The sequence below is a fragment of the Sphingomonas sp. CCH21-G11 genome (assembly GCF_001555965.1).
Classification (GTDB): domain Bacteria; phylum Pseudomonadota; class Alphaproteobacteria; order Sphingomonadales; family Sphingomonadaceae; genus Sphingomonas.
Genome location: NZ_LSHX01000023.1, coordinates 1 through 22207, shown reverse-complemented (window position 1 = coordinate 22207; position 22207 = coordinate 1). Strand labels below are relative to the sequence as shown.

Annotated in this window: 19 protein-coding genes, 1 tRNA gene and 1 other RNA gene; 4 read left to right on the top strand and 17 right to left on the bottom strand. The window is 68.1% G+C overall.

All coding sequences use genetic code 11. The annotated features are described in order from the left end of the window. From AX676_RS04985 to AX676_RS04950, 8 genes are all read right to left on the bottom strand, one after another. Complete coding sequence (locus tag AX676_RS04985; RefSeq protein ID WP_231726089.1) at positions 1 to 2292, bottom strand: fused MFS/spermidine synthase; 2292 nt, start codon at positions 2290 to 2292, stop codon at positions 1 to 3. Continuing rightward, positions 2292 to 2849 carry a GNAT family N-acetyltransferase gene (locus AX676_RS04980; protein WP_066481755.1) on the bottom strand — a complete coding sequence of 186 codons (558 nt, stop codon included), beginning with the start codon at positions 2847 to 2849 and terminating at the stop codon, positions 2292 to 2294. The genes AX676_RS04985 and AX676_RS04980 overlap by 1 nt, the downstream gene beginning before the upstream one ends. Further along, positions 2846 to 3835, bottom strand: coding sequence for a porphobilinogen synthase (hemB, locus tag AX676_RS04975; protein ID WP_066481756.1), 990 nt, complete (start codon positions 3833 to 3835; stop codon positions 2846 to 2848). Before hemB ends, AX676_RS04980 begins: the two co-directional genes overlap by 4 nt. 73 nt (positions 3836 to 3908) lie before the next feature. Continuing rightward, the gene (locus AX676_RS04970; RefSeq protein WP_066481758.1) at positions 3909 to 4268 is read right to left on the bottom strand and encodes a VOC family protein; all 360 of its coding nucleotides are present in this window, start codon (positions 4266 to 4268) and stop codon (positions 3909 to 3911) included. A gap of 6 nt (positions 4269 to 4274) precedes the next feature. Further along, complete coding sequence (locus AX676_RS04965) at positions 4275 to 7172, bottom strand: valine--tRNA ligase (protein WP_066481760.1); 2898 nt, start codon at positions 7170 to 7172, stop codon at positions 4275 to 4277. 55 nt (positions 7173 to 7227) lie between these two features. After that, entirely contained in the window at positions 7228 to 7806 is a 579-nt protein-coding gene (locus AX676_RS04960; RefSeq protein ID WP_331709257.1) for a DUF2497 domain-containing protein, read from the bottom strand. 28 nt (positions 7807 to 7834) lie between these two features. Further along, positions 7835 to 9322 (bottom strand): TolC family outer membrane protein, encoded by a 1488-nt coding sequence (locus AX676_RS04955; RefSeq protein WP_443026089.1) that lies wholly within the window; start codon positions 9320 to 9322, stop codon positions 7835 to 7837. An 8-nt stretch (positions 9323 to 9330) separates the two neighbouring features. Beyond that, positions 9331 to 9999, bottom strand: a complete 669-nt coding sequence (locus AX676_RS04950) for a protein-L-isoaspartate O-methyltransferase family protein (RefSeq protein WP_066481767.1) — start codon at positions 9997 to 9999, stop codon at positions 9331 to 9333. A 173-nt stretch (positions 10000 to 10172) separates the two neighbouring features. Between AX676_RS04950 and AX676_RS04945 the strand changes: the two genes are divergently transcribed. The 3 genes from AX676_RS04945 to AX676_RS04935 all read left to right on the top strand — a co-directional run bounded on the left by AX676_RS04945 (position 10173) and on the right by AX676_RS04935 (position 11780). Continuing rightward, positions 10173 to 10246 (top strand) — tRNA-Cys (locus AX676_RS04945). 87 nt (positions 10247 to 10333) lie between these two features. Further along, on the top strand, positions 10334 to 11206 hold the full coding sequence (locus AX676_RS04940; RefSeq protein ID WP_197417122.1) for an XdhC family protein: 873 nt from the start codon (positions 10334 to 10336) through the stop codon (positions 11204 to 11206). After that, complete coding sequence (locus tag AX676_RS04935; protein ID WP_066481772.1) at positions 11181 to 11780, top strand: nucleotidyltransferase family protein; 600 nt, start codon at positions 11181 to 11183, stop codon at positions 11778 to 11780. Before AX676_RS04940 ends, AX676_RS04935 begins: the two co-directional genes overlap by 26 nt. A gap of 48 nt (positions 11781 to 11828) precedes the next feature. On the opposite strand, the gene AX676_RS04930 is transcribed toward AX676_RS04935, so the two are convergent. From AX676_RS04930 to AX676_RS04890, 9 genes are all read right to left on the bottom strand, one after another. Next, positions 11829 to 14018 carry a xanthine dehydrogenase family protein molybdopterin-binding subunit gene (locus AX676_RS04930; protein WP_066481774.1) on the bottom strand — a complete coding sequence of 730 codons (2190 nt, stop codon included), beginning with the start codon at positions 14016 to 14018 and terminating at the stop codon, positions 11829 to 11831. Next, positions 14015 to 15001 carry an FAD binding domain-containing protein gene (locus tag AX676_RS04925; protein ID WP_066481776.1) on the bottom strand — a complete coding sequence of 329 codons (987 nt, stop codon included), beginning with the start codon at positions 14999 to 15001 and terminating at the stop codon, positions 14015 to 14017. Before AX676_RS04925 ends, AX676_RS04930 begins: the two co-directional genes overlap by 4 nt. After that, the gene (locus AX676_RS04920; protein WP_082731275.1) at positions 14998 to 15510 is read right to left on the bottom strand and encodes a 2Fe-2S iron-sulfur cluster-binding protein; all 513 of its coding nucleotides are present in this window, start codon (positions 15508 to 15510) and stop codon (positions 14998 to 15000) included. The genes AX676_RS04925 and AX676_RS04920 overlap by 4 nt, the downstream gene beginning before the upstream one ends. A 124-nt stretch (positions 15511 to 15634) precedes the next feature. Then, complete coding sequence (locus AX676_RS04915) at positions 15635 to 15943, bottom strand: (2Fe-2S) ferredoxin domain-containing protein (RefSeq protein ID WP_066481778.1); 309 nt, start codon at positions 15941 to 15943, stop codon at positions 15635 to 15637. After that, positions 15940 to 16479, bottom strand: a complete 540-nt coding sequence (locus AX676_RS04910) for a J domain-containing protein (protein WP_066481780.1) — start codon at positions 16477 to 16479, stop codon at positions 15940 to 15942. Before AX676_RS04910 ends, AX676_RS04915 begins: the two co-directional genes overlap by 4 nt. A 64-nt stretch (positions 16480 to 16543) precedes the next feature. Continuing rightward, an RNA gene (gene rnpB / locus AX676_RS04905) (RNase P RNA component class A) lies at positions 16544 to 16923 on the bottom strand. 13 nt (positions 16924 to 16936) lie between these two features. After that, positions 16937 to 17626, bottom strand: a complete 690-nt coding sequence (locus AX676_RS04900; protein WP_066481782.1) for an N-acetylmuramoyl-L-alanine amidase — start codon at positions 17624 to 17626, stop codon at positions 16937 to 16939. A 320-nt stretch (positions 17627 to 17946) separates the two neighbouring features. Continuing rightward, positions 17947 to 20697 (bottom strand): preprotein translocase subunit SecA, encoded by a 2751-nt coding sequence (gene secA, locus AX676_RS04895; RefSeq protein WP_066481795.1) that lies wholly within the window; start codon positions 20695 to 20697, stop codon positions 17947 to 17949. A 114-nt stretch (positions 20698 to 20811) separates the two neighbouring features. Further along, on the bottom strand, positions 20812 to 21141 hold the full coding sequence (locus tag AX676_RS04890; protein ID WP_066481797.1) for a hypothetical protein: 330 nt from the start codon (positions 21139 to 21141) through the stop codon (positions 20812 to 20814). Between the two features lie 38 nt (positions 21142 to 21179). Between AX676_RS04890 and argJ the strand changes: the two genes are divergently transcribed. Then, positions 21180 to 22207 (top strand): bifunctional glutamate N-acetyltransferase/amino-acid acetyltransferase ArgJ (gene argJ, locus AX676_RS04885; protein ID WP_066544150.1); only part of this gene is annotated, 1028 nt, incomplete at its 3' end.

The window sequence follows — 22207 nt, the reverse complement described above, 5'->3', positions numbered from 1 at the left end:
CTAGCGATTCATGTCCGGGTGCAGCGCCAGCAGCACCGGCAGGATCGAGGCATAGTCATCGGTCCATGCCTGGACCCGCTTGCGGTTCGCCAGCGGTTCCCACGGCCCCTCCGCCATCAGGGTCGCCAGCGTCTCGGGATCGCGGGTCAGCACGATCCAGTCGGAAACGGCACCCGCTTCCTCCTCCGCGCCGGGACGATGGATCAGCCGCGCGGCATACCAGTCGCCACCCGCCGCGGTTGCCGTGATCACCGGCGCCAGCGCGAGATAGCGGTTCGAAATGTGGACGAGCAGCGCGCCGCGCCGCGGCAGGACGCGGGCATAGGTCGCGAAGGCCTGGCGCGTCATCAGGTGCATCGGCACCGCATCCGAAGAAAAGGCGTCGAGGACGAGCAGGTCGAGGCTGGCCGTCCGGGTGGCCTCGAGCGACAGTCGCGCGTCGCCGAGCGTGATCTGTGCCGACGGCTGGCAGCGCGACAGGAAGGTGAAGCGGCCGTCGTCGCGCGCCAGCCGCACCACCGCCGGATCGATCTCGAAAAAGCGCCAGTGCTGGCCCGGCCGGGCAAAGCAGGCGAGCGTGCCGGCACCGAGCCCAACCACCCCGATCCGGGCCTCCCGACCATAAAGTTCGGGCGCGGCGAGCAGCGCGCGACCGACGCCCGATCGCGGCAGATAATAGCTGGTCGGCCATCGTTCGCGATCGGCCGATCCGGTCAGCTGGATGCCGTGCAGCGTCGTCCCGTGCGACAGCTGGCGTCGAAAGCCGTCCTGTTCGACCGTGTAGACCCCGAAATAGCTGCGCGTGCGGATATCGCCCTGCCAGCTCAGCCACAGCGACTGGAACCCGCCGAACAGCAGCAACGACCCGGTCAGCACGATCAGGAACGGGATGCGCGTCCCGACGGTCAGCACTCCGATGACGGTCAGCGCGACGAAGGGCAAGCCGGCCTCCGGACCGCCCGCCATGCCTTCGCTCCACCACAGCCCGCCCGCGACGACCCCGGTGACAAGCAGGGCGACGAATGCGGTGCGCAGCGCGACCGCGCGGCGCGATCCCTGCCACAGCCGGGCGACCGGATCGATCAGCCAGCTTTGCGGCACGAGCGCCCCGGCGGCGATGATCAGCAGCGGATATTCGTAGGTCCAGTCGAAGATGATCGGTGCGATCAGCGCGGCGAACACCCCGCCCAGCGCCCCACCCACCGACATCGCCAGGTAAAAGCCGGTCAACCCGCGCGGTCCGGGACGAAGATCGTACAGCCGGGTGTGCAGCGCGACCGCCACCGCGAACAGCACGCTCAGCGCCATGAGCGCATTGAGGAAGGGCTGCGACGTGCTGCCGCCGATCATCAATCCGCCGAAGATCAGCACGACGACCGGCGCGAATTTGGTGATCGCGTCCGCCACCCCGCGCCGGTCGGCAAAGGCTGCGGTAAAGCTCAGGAGGTAAAGCCCGAGCGGCAGCACCCAGAGCAGCGGGACGGCGACGATGTCGGTGGTCAGGAAGGTGCTGGTCGCCAGCATCAACCCCGACGGCACGGTCGCGAGCGCGATCCACATCAGGATGCGGCGGCGTGTGGGCGGGTGCTCGGCCCCTTCGGCCACGTCGCGCGCCGGCGGCGGCGCACTGGCCATCGGGGCGGCGCGCGCCCGCCAGCCGCAGGCGAGGACCAGCACGATCAGGAGCAGATACCCCGCGCTCCACAGCCGGCTTTGCGCGCTGAGCGCCAGTGCCGGCTCGACCAGCAGGGGATAGGCGAGCAAGCCCGCGAAACTGCCCGCGTTGGACGCGGCATAGAGCGCATAGGGGTCCGCGCCGCCGCTCGCGACGCTGAACCAGCGTTGCATCAGCGGCGCCTGCGCCGACACCGCGAAGAACAGCGGGCCGATCGATGCCAGGAGAAACAGCGGCACCCACAGCACGGGCTCCCCCGCCCCGGCCGGATCGATGCGCGCCAGGCCGATCGGCAGCCAGATCGCGGCGAGCGCCAGCACCGCGAGATGCACGACGACCTGGCGTGCCACCGTGATCCGGCCGAGCGCGTGCGAATAGGCATAACCGCCGAGCAGCAGCGCCTGATAGACGAGCATCGCCGAGTTCCACACCGCCGGCGCGCCGCCCAGCCGGGGCAGCGCCATCCGCGCGATCATCGGCTGGACGAGGAACAGCAGGAACGACCCCAGCAGGATCGTGACCAGGAACAGCCGGCGCGTCGCTGCGCTACCCTGAGCCGCAGCGGCGCCCTGCCCGTTCGGCGCGGGCGCCGCCTCCGTCATCGGCAAATCGGTCATTACGTGCCGTTCGCGCCGGCGGCCACCGGACGATCAATCGCATAGACGATCATCGCCGCCTGGGGGCTGTCCGGCGGATAGTCGGGATGGCGGAAGTCGAGGTCGGGACGGCGCACCATGCCCAGCCGCAGCATCAGCCCCCATGACCGGCTATTGCCGATCACCGTCCAGGCCGAAATCCGGGGATGCGGGGTGTTGGCCCAGCCCCAGGCGATGCTCGCCGCCGCGGCTTCGCGCGCCAGGCCGTGGCCCCACCACCGCTCACCGAAGCGCCAGCCGATTTCAAGGTCGCCCATCACCGGCGTGCCGGGATGGCCCCCGATGCGCAGGCCGCACACGCCCGCCAGCTCGCCCGTTTCGCGCAGGGTCGCAGCCCACATGCAATGTCCGTACTTGGCCTGTTGCGCCATCTGGGCATCGATGATCGCGTAATGCCGCTCGGCCGGCACCGGCCCGCCGAAATGCTCCATCATTGCCGGCGTGTTGACCAGTGTGTGGAACACCGGCTTGTCCGCCTCGGTCCAGGGGCGCAGGTGCAACCGTTCGGTCAGGATCACGGGCGCAGCAACCGCGCGGCATGCAACGCGTGATAGGTCAGCACGCCCGAGCAGCCCGCGCGCTTGAACGCCATCAGCGTCTCCAGCACCAGCGCGTCGCGGTCCCCCGCCCCGGCGGCCGCCGCGGCCTCGATCATCGCATATTCGCCGGAAACTTGATAAGCGAATACAGGGACTTCGAAGCGTTCCTTCACCCGGCGTATGATATCCAGATAGGGCAGGCCCGGCTTGACCATCACGCTGTCCGCGCCCTCGTCCAGGTCCATCGACACCTCGCGCAACGCCTCCTCGGCATTGGCGGGATCCATCTGATAGGTCTTCTTGTCGCCCTGCAGCAGCCCGCGGCTGCCCACCGCGTCGCGGAACGGGCCATAGAAGGCAGAGGCGTATTTGGCGGCATATGACATGATCTGGACATTGACGTGCCCGCCCGCCTCCAGCGCCGCGCGGATCAGGCCGATGCGCCCGTCCATCATGTCGCTGGGTGCGATGATGTCCGCCCCCGCCGCCGCTTGGTTCAGTGACTGGCGCACCAGCACGTCGGCGGTTTCATCGTTGAGCACATAGCCCGCCGCGTCGATCAGCCCGTCATGGCCGTGGCTGGTATAGGGGTCGAGCGCGACATCGGTCAGCACGCCGATGTCGGGCACCGCCGCCTTGATCGCGCGGATCGCCCGGCACATCAGATTGTCCGGGTTGCAGGCTTCCTCCGCATCATCGGTGCGCAGTTCGCGCGGGGTGTTGGGAAACAGCGCCAGACACGCGATGCCCGCGTCGCGCGCTTCTCGTGCCCGATCGACGATCCGATCGACCGACCAGCGCGATACACCGGGCAGCGATGCGATCGGCTCCTCCACCCCCTCGCCCGACGTCACGAACAACGGCCAGATCAGGTCGGCGGCGGCAAGGTGGGTTTCGGCGTGAAGGCGGCGGCTCCACGGCGTGGCGCGGGTCCGCCGCAGGCGCAGCGCGGGATAGTGGCTCATGGCGCCGGGTTGTGCGTCAGCGCGCGGCCAGTGGCAAGCCGCCTCGCCGATCGCGGACGCGCACGCCCGTCGGTCAGGGGTAGTGGCTGACCTCGATCCGCATGCCGTCCGGATCCTTGAAAAAGGTCGCGGTGCTGTCGCCGAACGCCTGGATATCGGGCACCTCGAACCCCGCGGCCGCCATGCCGGCGCGCACGGCGTGCAGGACGTCGAGCGTCGGCGCGGTGAAGCCCAGATGGTTGAGCCCCGGGCCGTAGCGCGCGTAATCGCGCGTCTCGGGCTCGGCCTGCTTCAGGTCGATATAGACCCCGTCTTCATTGCCCCAGACGTGATCGCGCGACTTGGTGAAGCCGATCAGCCCCAGCATCGCGTCATACCAGGGCAGGCTCGTTTCGAGCGAGCGAACCATGATGACCAGATGATCGAGCTTCATGTTTTCCTACCCCAGCCTGGCCAGCGCCGCCGTCAGCCGCTCGGCCTCAGCCGCCTTCTCGGCATGGTCGGCGCGGGCTTTTTCCACCGCCTCGGGCTTGGCCCGCGCGACGAAACTGGGATTGTCCAGCCGGCCGGACAAGGCATCCCGTTCTTTCTGCGCGGCTAGAATTGCTTTCGACAGCCGCGCGCGCTCGGCATCGAGATCGATGATCCCTTCGAGCGGGAGAACATAGGTGGCCTCGTCGACGACAATCTGCGCCGCGCCGCCGGCAGCACCCGTCTCACCGGCCAAATCCACGCGCGCCAGCCGGGCCAGAGCGGCTGCCTGATTGTCGAGCCGCGCCTGCGTGGCGCGATCGGCGTCACGCACGATCATCGACAGCCGCGCGCTGGGCGGCACATTCAGTTCGGTGCGTGCCGCGCGAATTTCGCTCACCAGCCGGATCAGCCAGTCGATCTCGCGCCCAGCCTCGGCATCCACCTCGACGCCGTCCACCTGCGGCCAGTGCGCCACGATCAGCTCGCCGTCGCGGGCGCCCAGCGCGTGCCACAGTTCCTCGGTGATGAACGGCATGAACGGGTGGAGCATCACCAGGATCTGGTCGAGCACCCAGCCGGCGACCGCGCGGGTCTCATCCGCCTCGGTCCCCTCCCCACGCTCGCCCGGCGCGGGGGACAGGACCGGCTTGATCAGCTCCAGATACCAGTCGCAGAAGCGGCTCCACACGAACTGATAGATCGCATTGGCCGCCCCGTCGAAGCGCAGGTCGGCCAGCGCTTGATCCAGCGCGCGCACCGTCGCCACCGTCTCGCCGATGATCCAGCGATTGACCGCGAGGGACGCGGGCGGCGGCGCGATGCTGGTCGACGCGCCGATCCCGTTCGCCTGGGCGAACCGCGTGGCGTTCCACAGCTTGGTCGCGAAGTTGCGATAGCCCTCGACGCGGGCGACATCCATCTTGATGTCGCGGCCCTGGCTCTCCATCGCCGCCATGAAAAAGCGCAGCGCATCCGCGCCATATTGATCGATCAGGCCGAGCGGGTCGACGGTATTGCCCTTCGACTTCGACATCTTCTGCCCGTCGGCGGCGCGGACCAGCCCGTGCAGGTAGAGCGTGCGGAACGGCACGTCCCCCATGAAGTGCATCCCCTGCATCATCATCCGCGCATCCCAGAAGAACAGGATGTCGAAACCGGAAATCAGCACGTCATTCGGGTAACGGCCGTTGAGGGTCCCTAGCCCTCTCCCCGCCGGGGAGAGGGTTGGGAGAGGGGCATCCGCGTCGCTCGCAGCGGCATCCCCTCTCCCCGACCCTCTCCCCTCAAGGGGAGAGGGAGCATCGCCCGGCCAACCCAGCGTCGCGAATGGCCACAGCGCAGAAGAGAACCAGGTGTCGAGGACGTCCTCGTCGCGAGTAAGCGCGACGTCCTCGCCGGCCTCGGCTTGCGCCTCCGCCTCGGTTTCTGCGACGAAAACGCGACCATCTTCGGCAAACCACGCCGGAATCCGGTGCCCCCACCAAAGCTGCCGGCTCACGCACCAGGGCTGGATATTCTCCATCCAGTTGAAGAAGGTCTTTTCCCACGTCTTGGGGACGATCTTGATGCGCCCGTCGCGCACCGCCTCGATCGGGCCCTGCGCCAGCGTCTTGGCGTCGACATACCATTGGTCGGTCAGCATCGGTTCGATCACCACGCCCGATCGGTCGCCGGTCGGCTGCATGATCGTCTTCGCCTCGACCTTGATCATCAACCCTTCGGCGTCGATGTCGGCGACCACGCGCTTGCGCGCTTCGTATCGGTCGAGTCCACGATAGGCTTCCGGCACGAGGTTGAGCGCGTCGATTTCAGCAGCGCTTGCCGGTGCGCCCTTCGCGATTTCGCGCGCGCGCGCGGATGCGAATGCATACGCAACACCGTCGACCCGCATCGCAGCGACTTCGTCCATCAACCGGTACATTGGGATGCCGTTGCGCTGCGCGACGCCATAATCGTTCTCGTCATGCGCTCCGGTGATCTTGACGGCGCCGGAACCGAATGCGGGATCGGGATAGCTATCGGTGATGATCGGAATTGCGCGACGATGCTCGCGAGGCCCTACCGGAATCTCGCAGAGCTTGCCCACGATCGGACGATAGCGTTCATCGTCCGGGTGGACCGCCACTGCGCCGTCGCCGAGCATCGTTTCGGGCCGAGTCGTCGCAATCGAGATATAGTTGCGCTCCTCTTCCAGAGTGACATTCCCGTCCGCGTCACGCTCGACGTGGCGATAGGTCTCACCCCCCGCCAGTGGGTATTTGAAGTGCCACATGTGCCCCTGCACTTCGCGCGCCTCGACCTCGAGGTCGCTGATCGCGGTCTTGAGCGCGGGATCCCAATTGACCAGGCGCTTGTCGCGGTAAATCAGCCCGTCGCGATACAGATCGACGAACACCTTCAGCACCGCCTTGCTGAAGCCCGGGTCCATCGTGAAGCGTTCGTTGGCCCAGTCCATCGAACAGCCCAGCCGGCGCAGCTGGCCGGTGATCTGGCCGCCGCTTTCCGCCTTCCACTGCCACACCTTCTCGACGAACTGCTCGCGCGTGTAATTGGTGCGCTTGTCCTGCCGCTCGTTCAGCTGGCGCTCGACCACCATCTGGGTGGCGATGCCCGCATGGTCGGTGCCGACCACCCACAAGGCATCCTTGCCGCGCAGCCGCTCATAGCGGACCAAGATGTCCTGCAGCGTATTGTCGAGCGCGTGGCCGATATGCAGGCTGCCCGTGACGTTGGGCGGCGGATTGACGATCGTCCAGGGCTCGGCACCCGGCCGCTCGGGGCGGAACAGGCCGTTGCTTTCCCAATGGGCATACCAGCGGCGCTCGATCTGCGCGGGGTCAAAGGTCTTGGCGAGTTCGGTCATGGCGGCCACGCCATAGCCTGACGGCGCGGCGTGGCAAGAGCGCGGCGTTAGTGCGTCAGCCGTTGCGGCCGGCGATCCGGGCGATTTCGCGCGCCACCATCGCCTCGACCATTTCGGGCAGGTTCGCGTCGAGCCAGTCGCGAAGCATCGGGCGCAGCATGTCGCGCACCAGATCCTCCAGCGTCTCGCCCGCCGGCGATTGCGGCGCGACGATCACGCGCGACAATGCCTCCAGCGAACGGCTGGTCGCGCGTGCCGCCTGATCCGACACGATCGTCGCCGCCGCCGGCGCGGCCGCATCCGCAGGCAGCGGTGCCGCTGTGGCTGCCGCAGCCTCACCGTTCCGGCGCGCATTGACGGAGTCGCTGGCTCCCGCCTTCGTGGGCGCGGGGCGCGGTGCCGCGGGCCTGGCGGCGGGTGGCGGCGCGTGGACTTCCTCGCTCAGTTCGAGGACCGCATCATCCGGATCGGCAGCGTTGGTCGGGGCGGCGACGGGTGCGGGCTCACCCGCGCCGCGCGGCAGCTTGCGTCCACGCGTGCCACCGGCGGTGCCGTCGCTTTCCTCGGCGATGATGCGCTTGATCGACGACAGGATGTCCTCCATCGAGGTTTCGCCGCCCAGGTCGCCCATCATCCCGATCCCAATTTCGCCGCCAACGCGCCTATCTGTCGGGATTTGCGGGGCCCGTGTCAACGCCACGCTGAAGCTCGGGATCGAGCGGCTTGGTGACGACCGGCGTCTGTGCCGGCGTGTTCGCGGTGCTGCTCGCGACCGGCGCGGCACGCGCGCCGTCGCTCCAGTCCCACAGCCCGCCGCGCACCCGGCGATAATTGACGTCGGGATCGTAAAGCGGCCCGCCGTCGAGGCCCAGGTCGCGCGCCTCCGCCCGGCCCATCGCCGCCAGCAGCGCGAAACCGGCGACATAGGCGTCGCGGCGCGCGGTCACCAGCGTCACTTGTGCATTGAGCAGCTCGCGCTCGGCATCCAGGATGTCGAGGATCGTGCGCGTGCCGACGCTGTTCTCGGCCCGCACCCCTTCAAGCGACAGCCGGTTCGCCGACACCTGCGTCTCCGCCGCCTCGATCACGCGCAGCGACGATTGCCAGTTGGCAAAGAAGGCGCGCGCCTGCTCGATCACCGCGCGTTCGGTCGCGGTGACCTGCTCGATCGCGACGCTCTCCAGCGCCCGGGCCCGGCGGACGTTCGCGGCTGGTGCGCCACCCTGATAGATCGGGATCCGCATCTGCACGCCCGCGCTTGCGCCCGAGCCCGAATTGACGCTGACATTGCCGGCATTCTGGGACGATAGGTTGTTGAAATAATTGCCGCCCAGGAACGTCGAAACCTGGGGCAAACGCTGCGCACGTGCGGCACGCGCGTCAAAACCGGCCGCGTCGCTGTTGCGGCGCGCCGCGATCAGCGTCGGATTGTTTTCCAGCGCGACTGCGACGGCGGCATCGGCGGTGTCGGGCAGCCCGGGCAGCGGCGGCGGCTGTTCGAGCGATTCGGGCGCGGCGCCGACGGTGCGGATATAGAATTCACGGCTCGCGATCAGCGTCGCCTCCGATCCGCGCAGCTGGCCGACCGCCGCAGCCAGGCGGGCCTCGGACTGCGCCACATCGGTGCGGGTGACGTCGCCGACCTCGAACCGGTCGCGCGTCGCCTGCAAATTGACCTCGAGCGCGCGGACATTCTGACCGTTCAGCTCGACGATCGCCTCGTCGCGGATGACGTTCAGATAAGCCGCGACCACGTCGGTGAACAGCTGAGCCTCGGTGCCGCGCAGGTTGGCGCGTCCGGCCTCGACCCGGGTCTTGGCCGCGCGCACCGAATTCTTGACCGCGCCTCCGGCATAGAGCGGAACGCTGAGACTGGCCTGCCCCGTCACCGATCGGGCGGGGGCAAAGAACTGATTGGCGGCCTGCTGGAAATCCTCCGAATAGCGCGCATCGACCGCCGCCGAAGGCAATCCGTCCGCGCGGGCAAGCGGCACCGCCTCGTCCGTCGCGCGCAGGCTGGCGCGCTGGCCGGTGATCGTCGGATTGGTCGAATAGGCGCGGACCAGCGCGTCACGCAACGTTTCGGCGCTGGCCGGGCCGACAGCAAGCACCGCTACGCCGGCGAAAAGGAGAAGACGGTGTCTCATCATGCCCGATTTCAGAAGGTGAAGCCCCTGGGCCGCTCGAACCCCGGCAGCACCACGCACTCGACATCGGCGAAATCGACCATGCCAAAGCCGCCCTGGCTCCGCTGGCCGCGCGCCAGCCGCGTGACGCCGCGATCGACGATCCCGGTGACGATGCGCCCGTCGGGGCGACACTGTTCGACGAAGCCGTCGGGCAGCCGTTCGACCGCACCGTCGATCACGATCACGTCATAGGGTGCGCCCGCCGCCCAGCCCTGGTTCAACGGCCCCTCGACCAGTTCGACATTGCCGATGCCGGCCAGCGCGGCGCGCGCCGTCGCGGCCAGATCCGCCGATTCCTCCACCGCCACGACATGCGCCGCCAGCCGCGCGAGCAGCGCGGCGGCATAACCGCCCGCAGCCCCGATCAACAGCACGCGATCCCCCGGCGCGATCTCGGCCGCGACCAGCAACCGCCCGGTCGCCAGCGGGTCGTTATGCATCCGCCCCGCACCCAGCGGCAGCGGACGGTCGCGATAGGCGACATTGCGCAGATGCGCAGGCAGAAACTGTTCGCGCGGGACATTCGCCATCGCGTCGACGACTCGCGGATCATTGACCGAATTCGTCCGCAGCTGACTGTCGACCATCGCCTGGCGCGCGGTCGCGAAGGAAAGCGTCTGGGGAGCAGTCTCGATCATTATTGGCCTCTGTCGCACAGCTGTATTATCGATGCAATACACATCCTGCTACATTGGCTTCTAATGATATGATTTCACGTCGCCAAGCGCGCGTACGATTGTTTTTCGCAGTCGCCGTCCGGAACCAAGGGTTGACACTGCGTGCGGCCCCGCGCATCTCGCGCGCCTGCTTCGGCCCGATGGCGGAGTGGTGACGCAGCGGACTGCAAATCCGTGCACGCCGGTTCGATTCCGGCTCGGGCCTCCAAGCATCCGGCGCGATCGGCGAAGGCCGCTTCACGCGGTTTAGCCCTTTGCAAATGGTGCAGGCACGCTATCGCATCCGGCGATGTCGTTGACCGATCCCGCCCTGCCCGCATGCCTGTCGGGGGAAGACCCGGGGGCGGTGCACGAGGATCATCTGGCGCTCGCAGCCGCCTGTGCGCCGGGCGTCGCCCTGTGCACCATCGTCGGCATCGACGGCAGCTTCTCCCGTCGTATCGGCGCGCAGCTTGCGATTCGGCCGGACGGCAGTTTCGCCGGCAGCCTGGCCGACGGTTGCCTGGAGGCGCAGCTGCGCACCGATGCCCAGGGTGCGACGACGCCCGTCGTCCGGCGCTATGGCCGGGATTCGGGCGTCGTGGATTTTCGCCTGCCCTGTGGTGGCGGCCTCGACATCCTGATCGACCCGGTGCCCGACCGCGCCGCTTGCGCCGCCGCGATGACGGCGCTCACGGCGCGGCGTGCCGCAACGATTTCGCTGCCGCCCAATCCGCATCTCGGCGCGCGGCGCTATCTGCCGTGTCTCGCCATCCGCGCGTTCGGCGAGGGGCCGGAACTGGGCGCGCTCGAACGCATCGCCGCGGCAGCGGGCGTCGTGTGCCAGGGGGTTGAGAAATCCGGCCTGTCGCTGGGCCGCCGAAGCGGCCTGCCGGACGCCGACCGCTGGACGGCGATCGTCATGCTGTTCCACGACCATGAATGGGAAATCGCGCTTCTCGACGAAGCATTGGCGAGCGACGCCTTCTACGTCGGGGCGCAGGGCGGTTTCACCGCGCGCGCCGCACGCCTGGAAGCGTTGCGGGAGCGCGGCGCCGACCCTGTCGCGCTCGCCCGCGTGCGCAGCCCGATCGGCCGACCCTCGGGCAGCCGGTCGCCCCAGACGCTGGCGCTGGCGATCCTTGCCGAGGTGGCGGGGGAATATGAGCGGCTCCGGACCAACCCCTGACCCCGCGCCCGCGTTCGCGCTGCTGGCGGCGGGATCGGCACGCCGTTTCGGCGGCAGCAAGCTCGTCGCCGACCTGCTCGGCAAGCCGCTCTGGCGCTGGGCCGCGGACGCCGCGGACAGCGCCGGCTTCAAGGCCAGATGGCTGATCCTCTCGCGTGAAACAGCGGCTGATATCGGTCCCGTGGCAGCCGACTGGGAGGTAGCGATCAATCCCCACGCCGGCAGCGGCCTCGCCACCTCGATCGCGCTCGCCGCCCACGTGGCCGCGCCGCACCCACGGCTCGTCATCGCGCTGGCCGACATGCCCTGCGTCACGCCGTCCCTGCTCGGCCAGCTGGCGCGCGCGCGGGGCACGGCCTTTACCCGCTACGCCTCGGGCCGGCCCGGGGTCCCGGCGGCATTCGATGCCAGCGACTTCGCCAGGCTCATGCGGCTCAACGGCGATCGTGGCGCGGCGGCGATCGACTGGGAATCGGCAACGACGATGATCGACCCGCCGTCGACCGACGCGTTGCTCGATGTCGATACGCCCGCGGACCTCGATCGCGCGGCGGCGATCCTGGCGCGGCGCTGACCCCGCGCCGGCGGGCAAGAATGCCCGCGGCGACCGGCATCGCACCCGTCAGTCGGGCATCGCGGCGAGGACCCGGTCGGGCGTCATCGGGAACGCCAGCACGCGCGCGCCGCACGCATGATAGACGGCGTTCGCGATCGCCGCCGCGCCGCCGCACATGCCCAGCTCGCCGATCCCCTTTGCTTGGATCAGGCTCGCCGACGCGTCGCGTTCCTCGACAAGGACGACGTCGATGTCGGGAATGTCGCGATGAACGGGCACGTGATATTCCGCGAGATCGCAGTTGACGAGGTGGCCGTCGCGCGGATCGAACGCCAGCGCCTCGGTCAGCGCCACGCCGATACTCCAGGTGATGCCGCCCAGACATTGCGAGCGCGCCGTGGTGGGATTGAGCACCCGCCCGAACCCGAACGCGCCGGTCATCCGGTCGATGCGGGTTTCGCCGGTGAAGCGATTGACCCGGACCTGGGCGAAGAACGCACCGAATCCCGCGGCAGTGAACGCGTCCTCGATCTTGCCGGGTTCGTAATGCCCCTCGCGGACGATGTCCGCACCGCTCAGCAGATCGGTCAGCGATTGACCCGAAGCCGTCCGGCCACGCGTGAGCCGAAGCTCGCGCTCGGACACGCCGGCGCGGCTCGCAAGGTCCTCGCGGATCGCCTGACAGGCGACATAGACCGCCGATCCGATCGACGCCGCCCCCCAGCTTCCGCCCGAACCCGGCCCGCGCGGGTGACGCGTATCGCCCAGGTCGACCAGAATGTCGGCCGGATCGAGGCCCAGCATCTCCCCGACCAGTTGCGCCAGGATCGTGTAGGTCCCGGTGCCGATATCGGTCATGTCGGTTTCGACTCGCGCGGTGCCGTCGCGTCTCAGCGTGACGCGCGCGGTCGCCGCCTGGACATTATGCACGCGCGCGGCGCTCGCCACCCCCGTGCCGATCCACCATTCGCCGTCGCGCGTCTGACGCGGCCGCCGCGGCGATCGGTCCCATCCGAACGCCTCGGCCCCCTTGTTCAGGCATTCGGCAAGCGTATGCGAGGAAAAGGGCAGGTCCTTCTCCGGATCACGCGCGGGAATATTCCGCAGGCGAAGCTCGACCGGATCGATCCCGACCTTTTCCGCCAGAATGTCCATCGCCGCCTCGAGCGCGGGCATGCCTACCGCCTCGCCCGGCGCGCGGACGGAGCCCGCAGTCATCCGGTGGATGCGCGCCAGATCAAGCGAAAGCTCGCGGTTTTCGGCAGCGTACAGGAAGTGCGACGATTGCAGCACCGGCTCTGCAAAGGCTTCGCCGGGGAGGTTCGAGACCAGCGCATGATGGCCAAAGCCGATCAGCCCGCCTGTCGCATCCGCCGCCAGCCGCAGCCGCTGGGTCGTTTCCGACCGGCGCATGATCCCCTGAAAGACCTGCTGCCGCGACAGGACGACGCGAACCGGACGACCGAGCTGCATCGCCGCGATCGACGCGGCGACGACGTCCTGACTGATGCCGAGCTTAGAGCCGAAGCCGCCCCCGACATAGCGCGAGACGAGCCGGATCCGGTCCTCATCCAGATCCAGCGCGTCGGCAAGCTCGCTGATGTTGTAGTTCAGCATCTGAAGCGATGCGTGGACGGTCAGCCGCTCGCCGTCCCATTCGGCAATCGCGGCGTGCGGCTCCATCGCCGCCGATGCATGGCCCTGGGTGGTATAGGTGACATCGACGCTATGGGTGGCCCCGCGCATCGCCTGGGCCAGATCGCCCCGGCTGACCGCGTCGTCGGTCTGCGCTTCGGGATCGACCGCTGCCGGATCGACGGGTACATCTGGGTCGGCGCGATATTCGACCTGAAGTCGTCGCGCCGCGTCGCGTGCCTGTTCAAAGCGCTCGGCGACGACCAGCGCGATCGGCTGGCCCCAGTAGCAGACCTGCCGGGGCGACTGCGCCGGAGCCTCGTCGGCGGTGCCCTGGGCGGGTCGGGTGGTCAGTCGCGCGTCTTCGATCACCGCCAGCACCCCCGGCAGGGCAAGTGCGTGGTCCGTGTCGATCCGAACGACCACGCCGCGCGTGATCGTCGCGGTCACGAGCACGCCCTCGGCACAATTCGCGACCCGATATTCGGCGGCATAGGGCGCGGTGCCCGTCACCTTCGCCAGTCCCTCGATGCGCGGGTGCGGTTTGCCGAGCACGCCCTGACCCATCTGATCAAGGCGGTTGTCGGTCGCGGGCTCGTCCTGTCTGAAGCTGACGCTCATCGGGCCGTCTCCGTCACCTGGCTAAGGACCGCGTGCAGCGTGCGCCGCGCGAGGGTGACCTTGAACGCGCTGTCGCCGTCGCTGCGTGCGCCGTCGAGCAGGATGTCCGCGGCGGCGTCGAACAGCTCGGGCGACGGCGCCTGGCCGATCAGCGCGTCGCCGATGCGCGGATCGTGCCACGGCTTGTGCGCCAGCCCGCCAAAGGCCAGATCGGCGCGGCTGAACCTGCCGCCGTCCAGCGCGACGATCGCGGCGACCGATACCAGCGCGAAGGCATAGGACGAGCGTTCGCGCACCTTCCTGTAAAGCTGTGTCGCGCCGACCGGCGGCGGAAGGGTGACGGCGGTGATCACCTCGCCCTGCGCGAGCACGTTGTCGCGCCATGGCGTATCGCCGGGCAGGCAATGAAAGGCGCGAACGGGGACGGAGCGTTCCCCACCGCCCGCCGAACGGAGATGGACGGTCGCGTCCAGCGCGCTCAGCGCCACCGCCATATCGCCCGGATAGGTCGCGATGCACTGGTCGCTGGTGCCGAGGATCGCGTGCAGGCGGGCCACGCCGCCGATCGCGCCGCAGCCGGTGCCGGGCTGCCGCTTGTTGCACGGCTGGTCGATATTGGTGAAGTAATAGCATCGCGTCCGCTGGCACAGATTGCCGCCGGTCGTCGCCTTGTTGCGCAGCTGCTGGGTCGCCCCGGCAAGGATCGCGCGGGCGAGCACCGGATAATCGCGGCGGACCCGGGGGTGGACCGCGGTTTCGGTGTTGGTCGCCAGCGCCCCGATGCGCAGCCCGCCATCGGGGCTATCCTCGATTTCGCGAAAGCCGACATGGTTGATGTCGGCCAGCTGTGACGGCGTCGCGACCTGCAATTTCATCAGGTCAAGTAAATTGGTTCCGCCCGCGATGATCGCCGCCTGCGCATCGCGGGCGATTTCGACGGCGTCGTCGATCGCATGCGCGCGACGATAGTGGAACGTCCTCATGCCCCGCGCTCCCCGACAACCTCACGGATGGCCGCGATGATGTTGGCATAGGCGCCACACCGGCACAGATTGCCGCTCATCCGCTCGCGCAGCTCCTCGTCGGTGACATGGAAGTGGTCGGCATCGAGCGCACCGGTCGCATCGCTCGGCCACCCGTTGCCAAGCTCGTCGAGCATTGCGGTCGCGGCGCAGATCTGACCCGGGGTGCAATAGCCGCACTGAAACCCGTCATGCTTCACGAATGCCTGCTGCAGCGGCGACGGCTCGGTCGGCGTGCCGATCCCCTCGATCGTCGTCACGCTTTCGCCGGCATGCATTGCCGCCAGCGTGAGGCAGCTGTTGATGCGGATGCCGTTGACGATCACCGTGCACGCGCCGCACTGGCCGTGATCGCAGCCCTTCTTGGTGCCGGTGAGGCCGAGGTCGTGTCGCAGAAAATCGAGCAACGTCGTGCGTGGATCGTCGGGCAACGCCCGCTCCGTCCCGTTCACGGTCAGTGTCTCCGCCACGCAAGCATCCTCCCCGGCAATGGCTGCCCGGAGGTTAAAGGGCTTGGGCGCGCGTTCGTTCCACGGACCGGCCGAACATTTGCGCACAAGCGTGCCGACACCGGCAGCCGCGCTCGGCGTAGCGCTATTTGGGCGTGATCAGGCCGAGCTCGCGCGCGACATCATCAAGGTCGGCACCCGCCGGTACCAAGTTCCAGACGCGCGCGTCGGCACCGTTGACGACGGTCACCGCGCCGCGCGGACACACGCCCAGACACCGGACCTCGACCACCCCGGCGGTGCCTTTGCGCCCCTTTTTCAGGCCGAGATGCTTGCGCAGTGCCTTGGCGAGCGGGGTGCGGCGCTTGGGGCCGAAACCGCCGTCGAGTTTCTTCGAGCATTTGGCACAGACGAGGATCGCATTCGACCATTGCGACCGGACCTGCCGCTTCATCGGCCGCCCTTGAGCGTCCGGCGCTCCTCAGCCGATCTCAGCACTTCATAGGCGGTCTGGATCGCCTGAAACCGCGTCGCGGCCTCCGCATCGCCGGGTTTGACATCCGGGTGATTGGCTTTGGCCAGCCGCCGCCAGGCGACCTTGACCGTCTCGAAATCGGCGTCGGTTTCGAGCCCCAGCACATCGAGCGCGCGCATCTCGTCGCGGCTGCGCGAACCGTCGCCGGGGCCGCCCCAGCCATAATGGCTCGCCTCGGCATAGCCATTGGCCTCACGCTGTTCATTGGCCTCGCGGCGCTTGGCTTCCTCTTCGCTCAGCCCCTCGAAATAATTCCAGTTGCGGTTGTATTCGGCCGCGTGCGTTTCACAGAAATACCAGCGTTCGCGGCTGTTGGGCGATTTGGGCGCGGGCCGGTCGCCCGGCTGATCGCACCCGTCGCGATCGCACATCCGCACCGTCACGGCTTCGCGATCGGCACCGTAAGCGCGCCAGCGGGGAAACCCCCAATCCATCGAACGTGACGATCGGCTCATGCGACTCCAGATAGGCAGGCGCGCGCGCAATGGCCAGTATGGCCGAACGTCCACCCGCCGATGCACTGCCAGAGGGCCTGTAAGCCGGGTTCTGTCCACCCCCTTCCTCGCGGTCGGGGGATGGGCGACCATTCCTCTGGGACGACGCTCGCGCGCCGCCTCAAGCAACCAACCCGGACGACGCGCCGGAACGAGGCGCATATGCCGTCCCTATTCGGTCTTGCTCCCGGTGGGGTTTGCCATGCCGTTCCCGTTGCCGGGCCCGCGGTGCGCCCTTACCGCACCCTTTCACCCTTACCCTGCCAAAGCGGGGCGGTCTGCTCTCTGTGGCACTTTCCCTGGGGTCGCCCCCGCCGGGCGTTACCCGGCACCGTCGTTTCCGTGGAGCCCGGACTTTCCTCGACCCCGGATCAAGTCCGGAGCCGCGGCCGCCCGGCCCTCTGGCAGTGGGGGTTACCTAATCATCTCCCTGCGGTTTGGGAAGCAGGAGCGCGAGCAGGAGCATCCGGCACTCGGCATCGACTTCGCCGTCGATCATCTCTGGGCGGAAGCGGCGCTGGAACGCGCGGATCGCCGCGACGGGGTCGCTGACGTCATAGCCGAAGCGCTCGAGCGCGAGGAGGAAACCGCCCTCGCTCCAGCCCGGATCCATCAGGTTGCGGGTCGGGCGCGGCAATGCAAGCCGCAGCCGCGCCAGCTTTCCCCAGGGAAACAGCTCGCCGGGATCCTGCTTGCGCGCCGGGGCGACGTCCGAATGGCCGACGATGTTGCCGCGCGTGATGTCGTAGCGGTCCTTGATCAGATGGACGAGGCGGATGACCGAAGCGATCTGCGCGTCCGGGAAATCGCGATAGCCGAACTCATGGCCCGGATTGACGATCTCGATCCCGATGCTCGCCGAATTGACGTCGGTGATGCCGCGCCAGTGCGACCGCCCCGCGTGCCACGCGCGCTTGTCCTCATCGACCAGCCGCAGGATCGCGCCATCCTCGTCCACCACATAATGCGCCGACACCTTGGCTTCCGGGTCGCGCAGCCGGGCGACGGCGCTGGCTGCGTCCTGCATCCCGGTATAGTGCAGCACGATCATCGTGATCGGCAGCTGCCGGTCATCGAAATTGGGCGAAGGCGCGTCGATCATGTCCATGACGACAGGACGCTGGCGCGCCGGGCGGGCAAAGGCAAGTGGGGGGCGCAACGCGTGCTACGCGATGTTGCCGCCTTCCGCTTACCCGTGAGGGACAAGCGCATCACTTATTTCTTGTCGTCACCCCGGCCTCGTGCCGGGGTCCACCGCGCCGGCTAACGCGACACTTCGCGGGTTAACGTCGCACGCCATCCAGCAACCAACCTTGCCATGCCATGATCAAATGCCAGCGCGCGCTGCACGGTGGACCCCGGCACAAGGCCGGGGTGACGGGCTATGGACGAGAATGCACGGGGCAGGCTAAGTCGCCCCGCCCCCCCTCACACCAGCGCGCCGTGGCAATGCTTGTACTTGCGGCCCGAGCCGCACGGGCATGGCGAGTTGCGGTTGACCCGACCTTCCCACAGTTCCGGGTTCTCGCCCAGCTCGTCGCCGTCGGGCTGGGGCATCGCCATTTGCAGCGGCGGCAGCCGGGTCGTCACCAGGCCGGCCGACCCGCCATCCCAATCGGCGCTGTTGTCCTCGCCGGTCAGCGGGTCGATATGCGTCGTCAGGAACGCCGGCAGCTCGGGCAGGTCGGGCGGCGGTGCCAGCTGGAACTGCGCGAACGCCAGCGTCCGGGTAACATCCTCGCGGATCGACGCCAGCATCCGTTCGAACTGGCCGAACGCTTCCTGCTTATACTCGTTGATCGGCGTCTTCTGCGCATAGGCGCGCAGGTGGATGACCGCGCGCAGCGCGTCGAGCAGCGCCAGATGCTCCTTCCAGTGATGGTCGAGATTCTGGAGCAGCACGCCTTTTTCGATGTCGGTCCAGGTCTCGGGCTCCAGCTCGGCGGACTTCTCCGCGATCAGGGCATCGGCCAGCTCGCGGATCCGCGTCTCGATCGTCTCGGGCTCGATGCCTTCCTCGGCCTCGATCCACGCGCGCACGGGCGGGTCGATGTTGAGCGTCTCGCGCGCCGCCTCGATCAGGCCGTCGACATCCCATTGCTCGGGATAGCTGTTGGGCGGGCACGCCGCGCCGACCATGGCGTTGACCGTCTCGGCGCGCATGTCGACCACCACGTCGCCGACCGTATCGGCATCCATGATGTCGGCGCGCTGTTCATAGATCACCTTGCGCTGGTCGTTCATGACGTTGTCATACTCGACCACCTGCTTGCGGATGTCGTAGTTGCGCGCCTCGACCTTCTTCTGCGCGGTTTCGATCGCCTTGGTCAGCATCCGCGACGGCGGCATGGCTTCGCCATCTTCGATCGACGACCGCATCATCCGCGCGAACAGCGTGTTCGAGCCGAAGATCCGCAACAGGTCGTCGTCGAGGCTGAGATAGAAGCGGCTCAATCCGGGATCGCCCTGACGCCCCGAACGGCCGCGCAGCTGGTTGTCGATGCGGCGGCTTTCATGGCGCTCGGTGCCGAGCACGAACAGGCCGCCCGCGGCCAGCACCTGCGCCTTTTCGGCTTCGATCTCCTGGCGCAGGCGCTCGATCGCCGCCTCGCGCTCCGGACCGTCGGGCATGTCGGCGAGCTCGTCGTTGATGCGGAATTCCAGGTTGCCGCCCAGTTTGATGTCGGTGCCGCGCCCGGCCATGTTGGTGGCGATCGTCACCGCGCCCAACCGCCCGGCCTGCGCCACGATATGCGCCTCCATCTCGTGATAGCGCGCGTTCAGCACCTTGTGGGGCACGCCTTCCTTTTCGAGGAATTCGGACAAGAGCTCGGATTTCTCGATCGACACGGTACCGACCAGCACCGGCTGGCCGCGCTCGGCATGTTCCTTGATCGTGCGCGCGATGCCGCGGAACTTGTCCTCGGTCGACTTGTAGAACGTATCCTCCTCGTCCACGCGCTGGACGGGCACGTTGGTCGGGATCGACACGACATTCATCTTGTAGATGTCGTAGAATTCGGGCGCCTCGGTCGCCGCCGTGCCCGTCATCCCGGACAGCTTGGGATACATGCGGAAATAATTCTGGAAGGTGATCGAGGCGAGCGTCTGGTTCTCGGGCTCGATATTGACGCCTTCCTTGGCCTCGACCGCCTGGTGCAGGCCGTCGGACCAGCGGCGGCCGTCCATCATGCGCCCGGTGAACTCGTCGATGATGACGACCTTGCCATCCTTGACGATGTAATCGGTGTCGCGCTTGAACATCATGTTGGCGCGCAGCGACTGGTTGAGGTGGTGGACCACCTGCGTGTTCTCGAAATCGTAGAGATTGGCCCCCTGGAGCAGCCCGGCGGCCTCGAGCATCCGCTCGACCTTCTCCGTCCCGTCCTCGGTCAGGATGATCGAGCGCTGCTTTTCGTCCTTCTCGTAATCCGCCTCGGCAAGCTGCTTCACCACCGCGTCGACCGAGATGTAGAGCTCGGACTTGTCGTCGGTCGGGCCGGAGATGATCAGCGGGGTGCGCGCCTCGTCGATCAGGATCGAATCCACCTCGTCGACGATGGCATAAGCGAAGGGCCGCTGGACCATCGACGCGCGATCATATTTCATGTTGTCGCGCAGATAGTCGAAGCCGAGTTCGTTGTTGGTGCTGTAGGTGATGTCGGCGGCATAGGCCGCGCGGCGCTCATGATCGGGCAGGTTGGGCACGATGACGCCCGTCGTCAGCCCGAGGAAGCGATAGACCTGGCCCATCCATTCGGCGTCGCGGCGCGCCAGATAGTCGTTGACGGTGACGACGTGCACGCCATCGCCCGGCAGCGCGTTCAGATAGGTGGCGAGCGTCGCCACCAGCGTCTTGCCCTCGCCCGTGCGCATCTCCGCGATCTCGCCGCGATGCAGGACGATGCCGCCGATCATCTGGACGTCGAAATGGCGCATGCCCAGCACGCGCACCGCGGCTTCGCGGACCGTCGCGAAGGCTTCAGGCAGCAGCGCGTCGAGCTTTTCGCCGTTGGCGAGGCGTTCGCGAAACGCCGCGGTCTGCGCGGCAAGCGCGTCGTCGGGCAGCGCCTGCATCTGCGCCTCAAGCGCGTTGATCCTGGCGACGATGGGTCGCATCGAGGCGACATAACGGTCGTTGGACGACCCGAAGAGCGACTTGGCAATTCCGCCGAGCATAGAAAATTCCTGTAATGATCCTGGGGTTCGGCGCGCACGCGGCGCGCCGGGGCCGTCACGGCCATTCAAAACGATCGCCGCGCCCGTTGGTTGCGGGCGCGCAACGAGCGCGCGCTATTCGCGGCGGCGCTCGCCACGGATCGCGGCGACCGGACGAAGCCGGATCGCGGGGACCGAAATCCCCACGTCGGCGCGCACGGGACCATAGCCTTGCGCGGGAAGGGGAAGCGCCGCGCTGCGCGCCGGGGACACGATCTGTGCCGCACGCGCAGCGACCGCGGCCACAGCCTCCACCTGGCGCACCTCGGGCACGCGCGCGCTGCCGATCGCGCCGGTCAGGGCGGCGAACAGGGCGGATAGGATGAGCAGCGCGTTCATAAGCGTTGCCGCTACATAGGGTGCGGCGGCGGCGGCGTCGAACAAAAATCGCGCGCGCAACTCCATCGTTGATCTTCGCGCGCCGACACAACATGGATCGCGCCATGACTCATCCCCGCTCGCCGCTCGCGCCCGCGACCTTTCCCGACCTGCCGCAAGTCGCCGGGGTGATCCCGCGCGTGGCGCGCGCGCGCTACAAGGCATGGGACCGCTGCGACCTGACCTTCGTCACGCTCGCGCCCGGCACGACGGTGGCCGGCGTGACCACGCAAAGCCGCTGCCCCTCGCCCGAGGTCGAATGGTGCCGCCAGGCGTTGCCGCTCGGCCGGGCGCGGGCGCTGGTGGTCAATGCCGGTAACTCCAATGCCTTCACCGGCAATCGCGGCCGCGCCGCGGTCGAGGCGATCGCGGCACGCGCCGCCGCACATCTCGGCTGCCAGCCGTCGGACATCTTCGTCGCGTCGACCGGCGTGATCGGCGTGCCGCTGCCGATCGACCGCGCCGAAGCGGGCCTCGACGCCGCCTTCGTCGCCGAACCGTGCGACTGGCGCGCGGCGACCGACGCAATCGGCACCACCGACACCTTTCCCAAGGCCGCGGTGACCCACGCGATGATCGGCGACCGGCGCGTCAGCTTCGTCGGCATCATCAAGGGGTCGGGGATGATCGCCCCCGACATGGCGACGATGCTGGGCTTCCTCTTCACCGACGCGGCGATCGAGGCGGGGTTCCTCCAGCGCGCGCTCGACGAAGCCAATGCCCGCAGCTTCAGCTGCATCACCGTCGACGGCGATACGTCGACCAGCGACACGGTGCTCGCCTTTGCCACCGGCGCGGCGGGCAATCCCGCGATCGCCGGCGATGACGATCCGGGTGCCGACGCGGTGCGCGCGGCCATCGCCGACCTGTGCCTCCAGCTCGCGCATCTGGTCGTCCGCGACGGCGAAGGCGCGAGCAAGTTCATCGCGATCACGGTCGAGGGCGCAGTCAGCGACGCGAGCGCCCGTACGGTCGCGCTGTCGATCGCCAATTCGCCGCTGGTCAAGACCGCCATCGCAGGCGGCGACGCCAATTGGGGGCGCATCGTCATGGCGGTCGGCAAGGCGGGCGAGCCAGCCGAGCGCCATGACGA

Bases quoted from the DNA above. Each gene is read 5' to 3' on its own strand.
- AX676_RS04955 (WP_443026089.1), bottom strand. From the start codon at position 9,322: ATGATGAGACACCGTCTTCTCCTTTTCGCCGGCGTAGCGGTGCTTGCT.
- AX676_RS04910 (WP_066481780.1), bottom strand. From the start codon at position 16,479: ATGAGCCGATCGTCACGTTCGATGGATTGGGGGTTTCCCCGCTGGCGC.
- AX676_RS04960 (WP_331709257.1), bottom strand. From the start codon at position 7,806: ATGATGGGCGACCTGGGCGGCGAAACCTCGATGGAGGACATCCTGTCG.
- AX676_RS04985 (WP_231726089.1), bottom strand. From the start codon at position 2,292: ATGACCGATTTGCCGATGACGGAGGCGGCGCCCGCGCCGAACGGGCAG.
- AX676_RS04925 (WP_066481776.1), bottom strand. From the start codon at position 15,001: ATGAGGACGTTCCACTATCGTCGCGCGCATGCGATCGACGACGCCGTC.
- AX676_RS04900 (WP_066481782.1), bottom strand. From the start codon at position 17,626: ATGGACATGATCGACGCGCCTTCGCCCAATTTCGATGACCGGCAGCTG.
- AX676_RS04970 (WP_066481758.1), bottom strand. From the start codon at position 4,268: ATGAAGCTCGATCATCTGGTCATCATGGTTCGCTCGCTCGAAACGAGC.
- AX676_RS04915 (WP_066481778.1), bottom strand. From the start codon at position 15,943: ATGAAGCGGCAGGTCCGGTCGCAATGGTCGAATGCGATCCTCGTCTGT.
- AX676_RS04965 (WP_066481760.1), bottom strand. From the start codon at position 7,172: ATGACCGAACTCGCCAAGACCTTTGACCCCGCGCAGATCGAGCGCCGC.
- AX676_RS04935 (WP_066481772.1), top strand. From the start codon at position 11,181: ATGAGCGGCTCCGGACCAACCCCTGACCCCGCGCCCGCGTTCGCGCTG.
- AX676_RS04950 (WP_066481767.1), bottom strand. From the start codon at position 9,999: ATGATCGAGACTGCTCCCCAGACGCTTTCCTTCGCGACCGCGCGCCAG.
- hemB (WP_066481756.1), bottom strand. From the start codon at position 3,835: ATGAGCCACTATCCCGCGCTGCGCCTGCGGCGGACCCGCGCCACGCCG.
- AX676_RS04890 (WP_066481797.1), bottom strand. From the start codon at position 21,141: ATGGAGTTGCGCGCGCGATTTTTGTTCGACGCCGCCGCCGCCGCACCC.
- secA (WP_066481795.1), bottom strand. From the start codon at position 20,697: ATGCTCGGCGGAATTGCCAAGTCGCTCTTCGGGTCGTCCAACGACCGT.
- AX676_RS04930 (WP_066481774.1), bottom strand. From the start codon at position 14,018: ATGAGCGTCAGCTTCAGACAGGACGAGCCCGCGACCGACAACCGCCTT.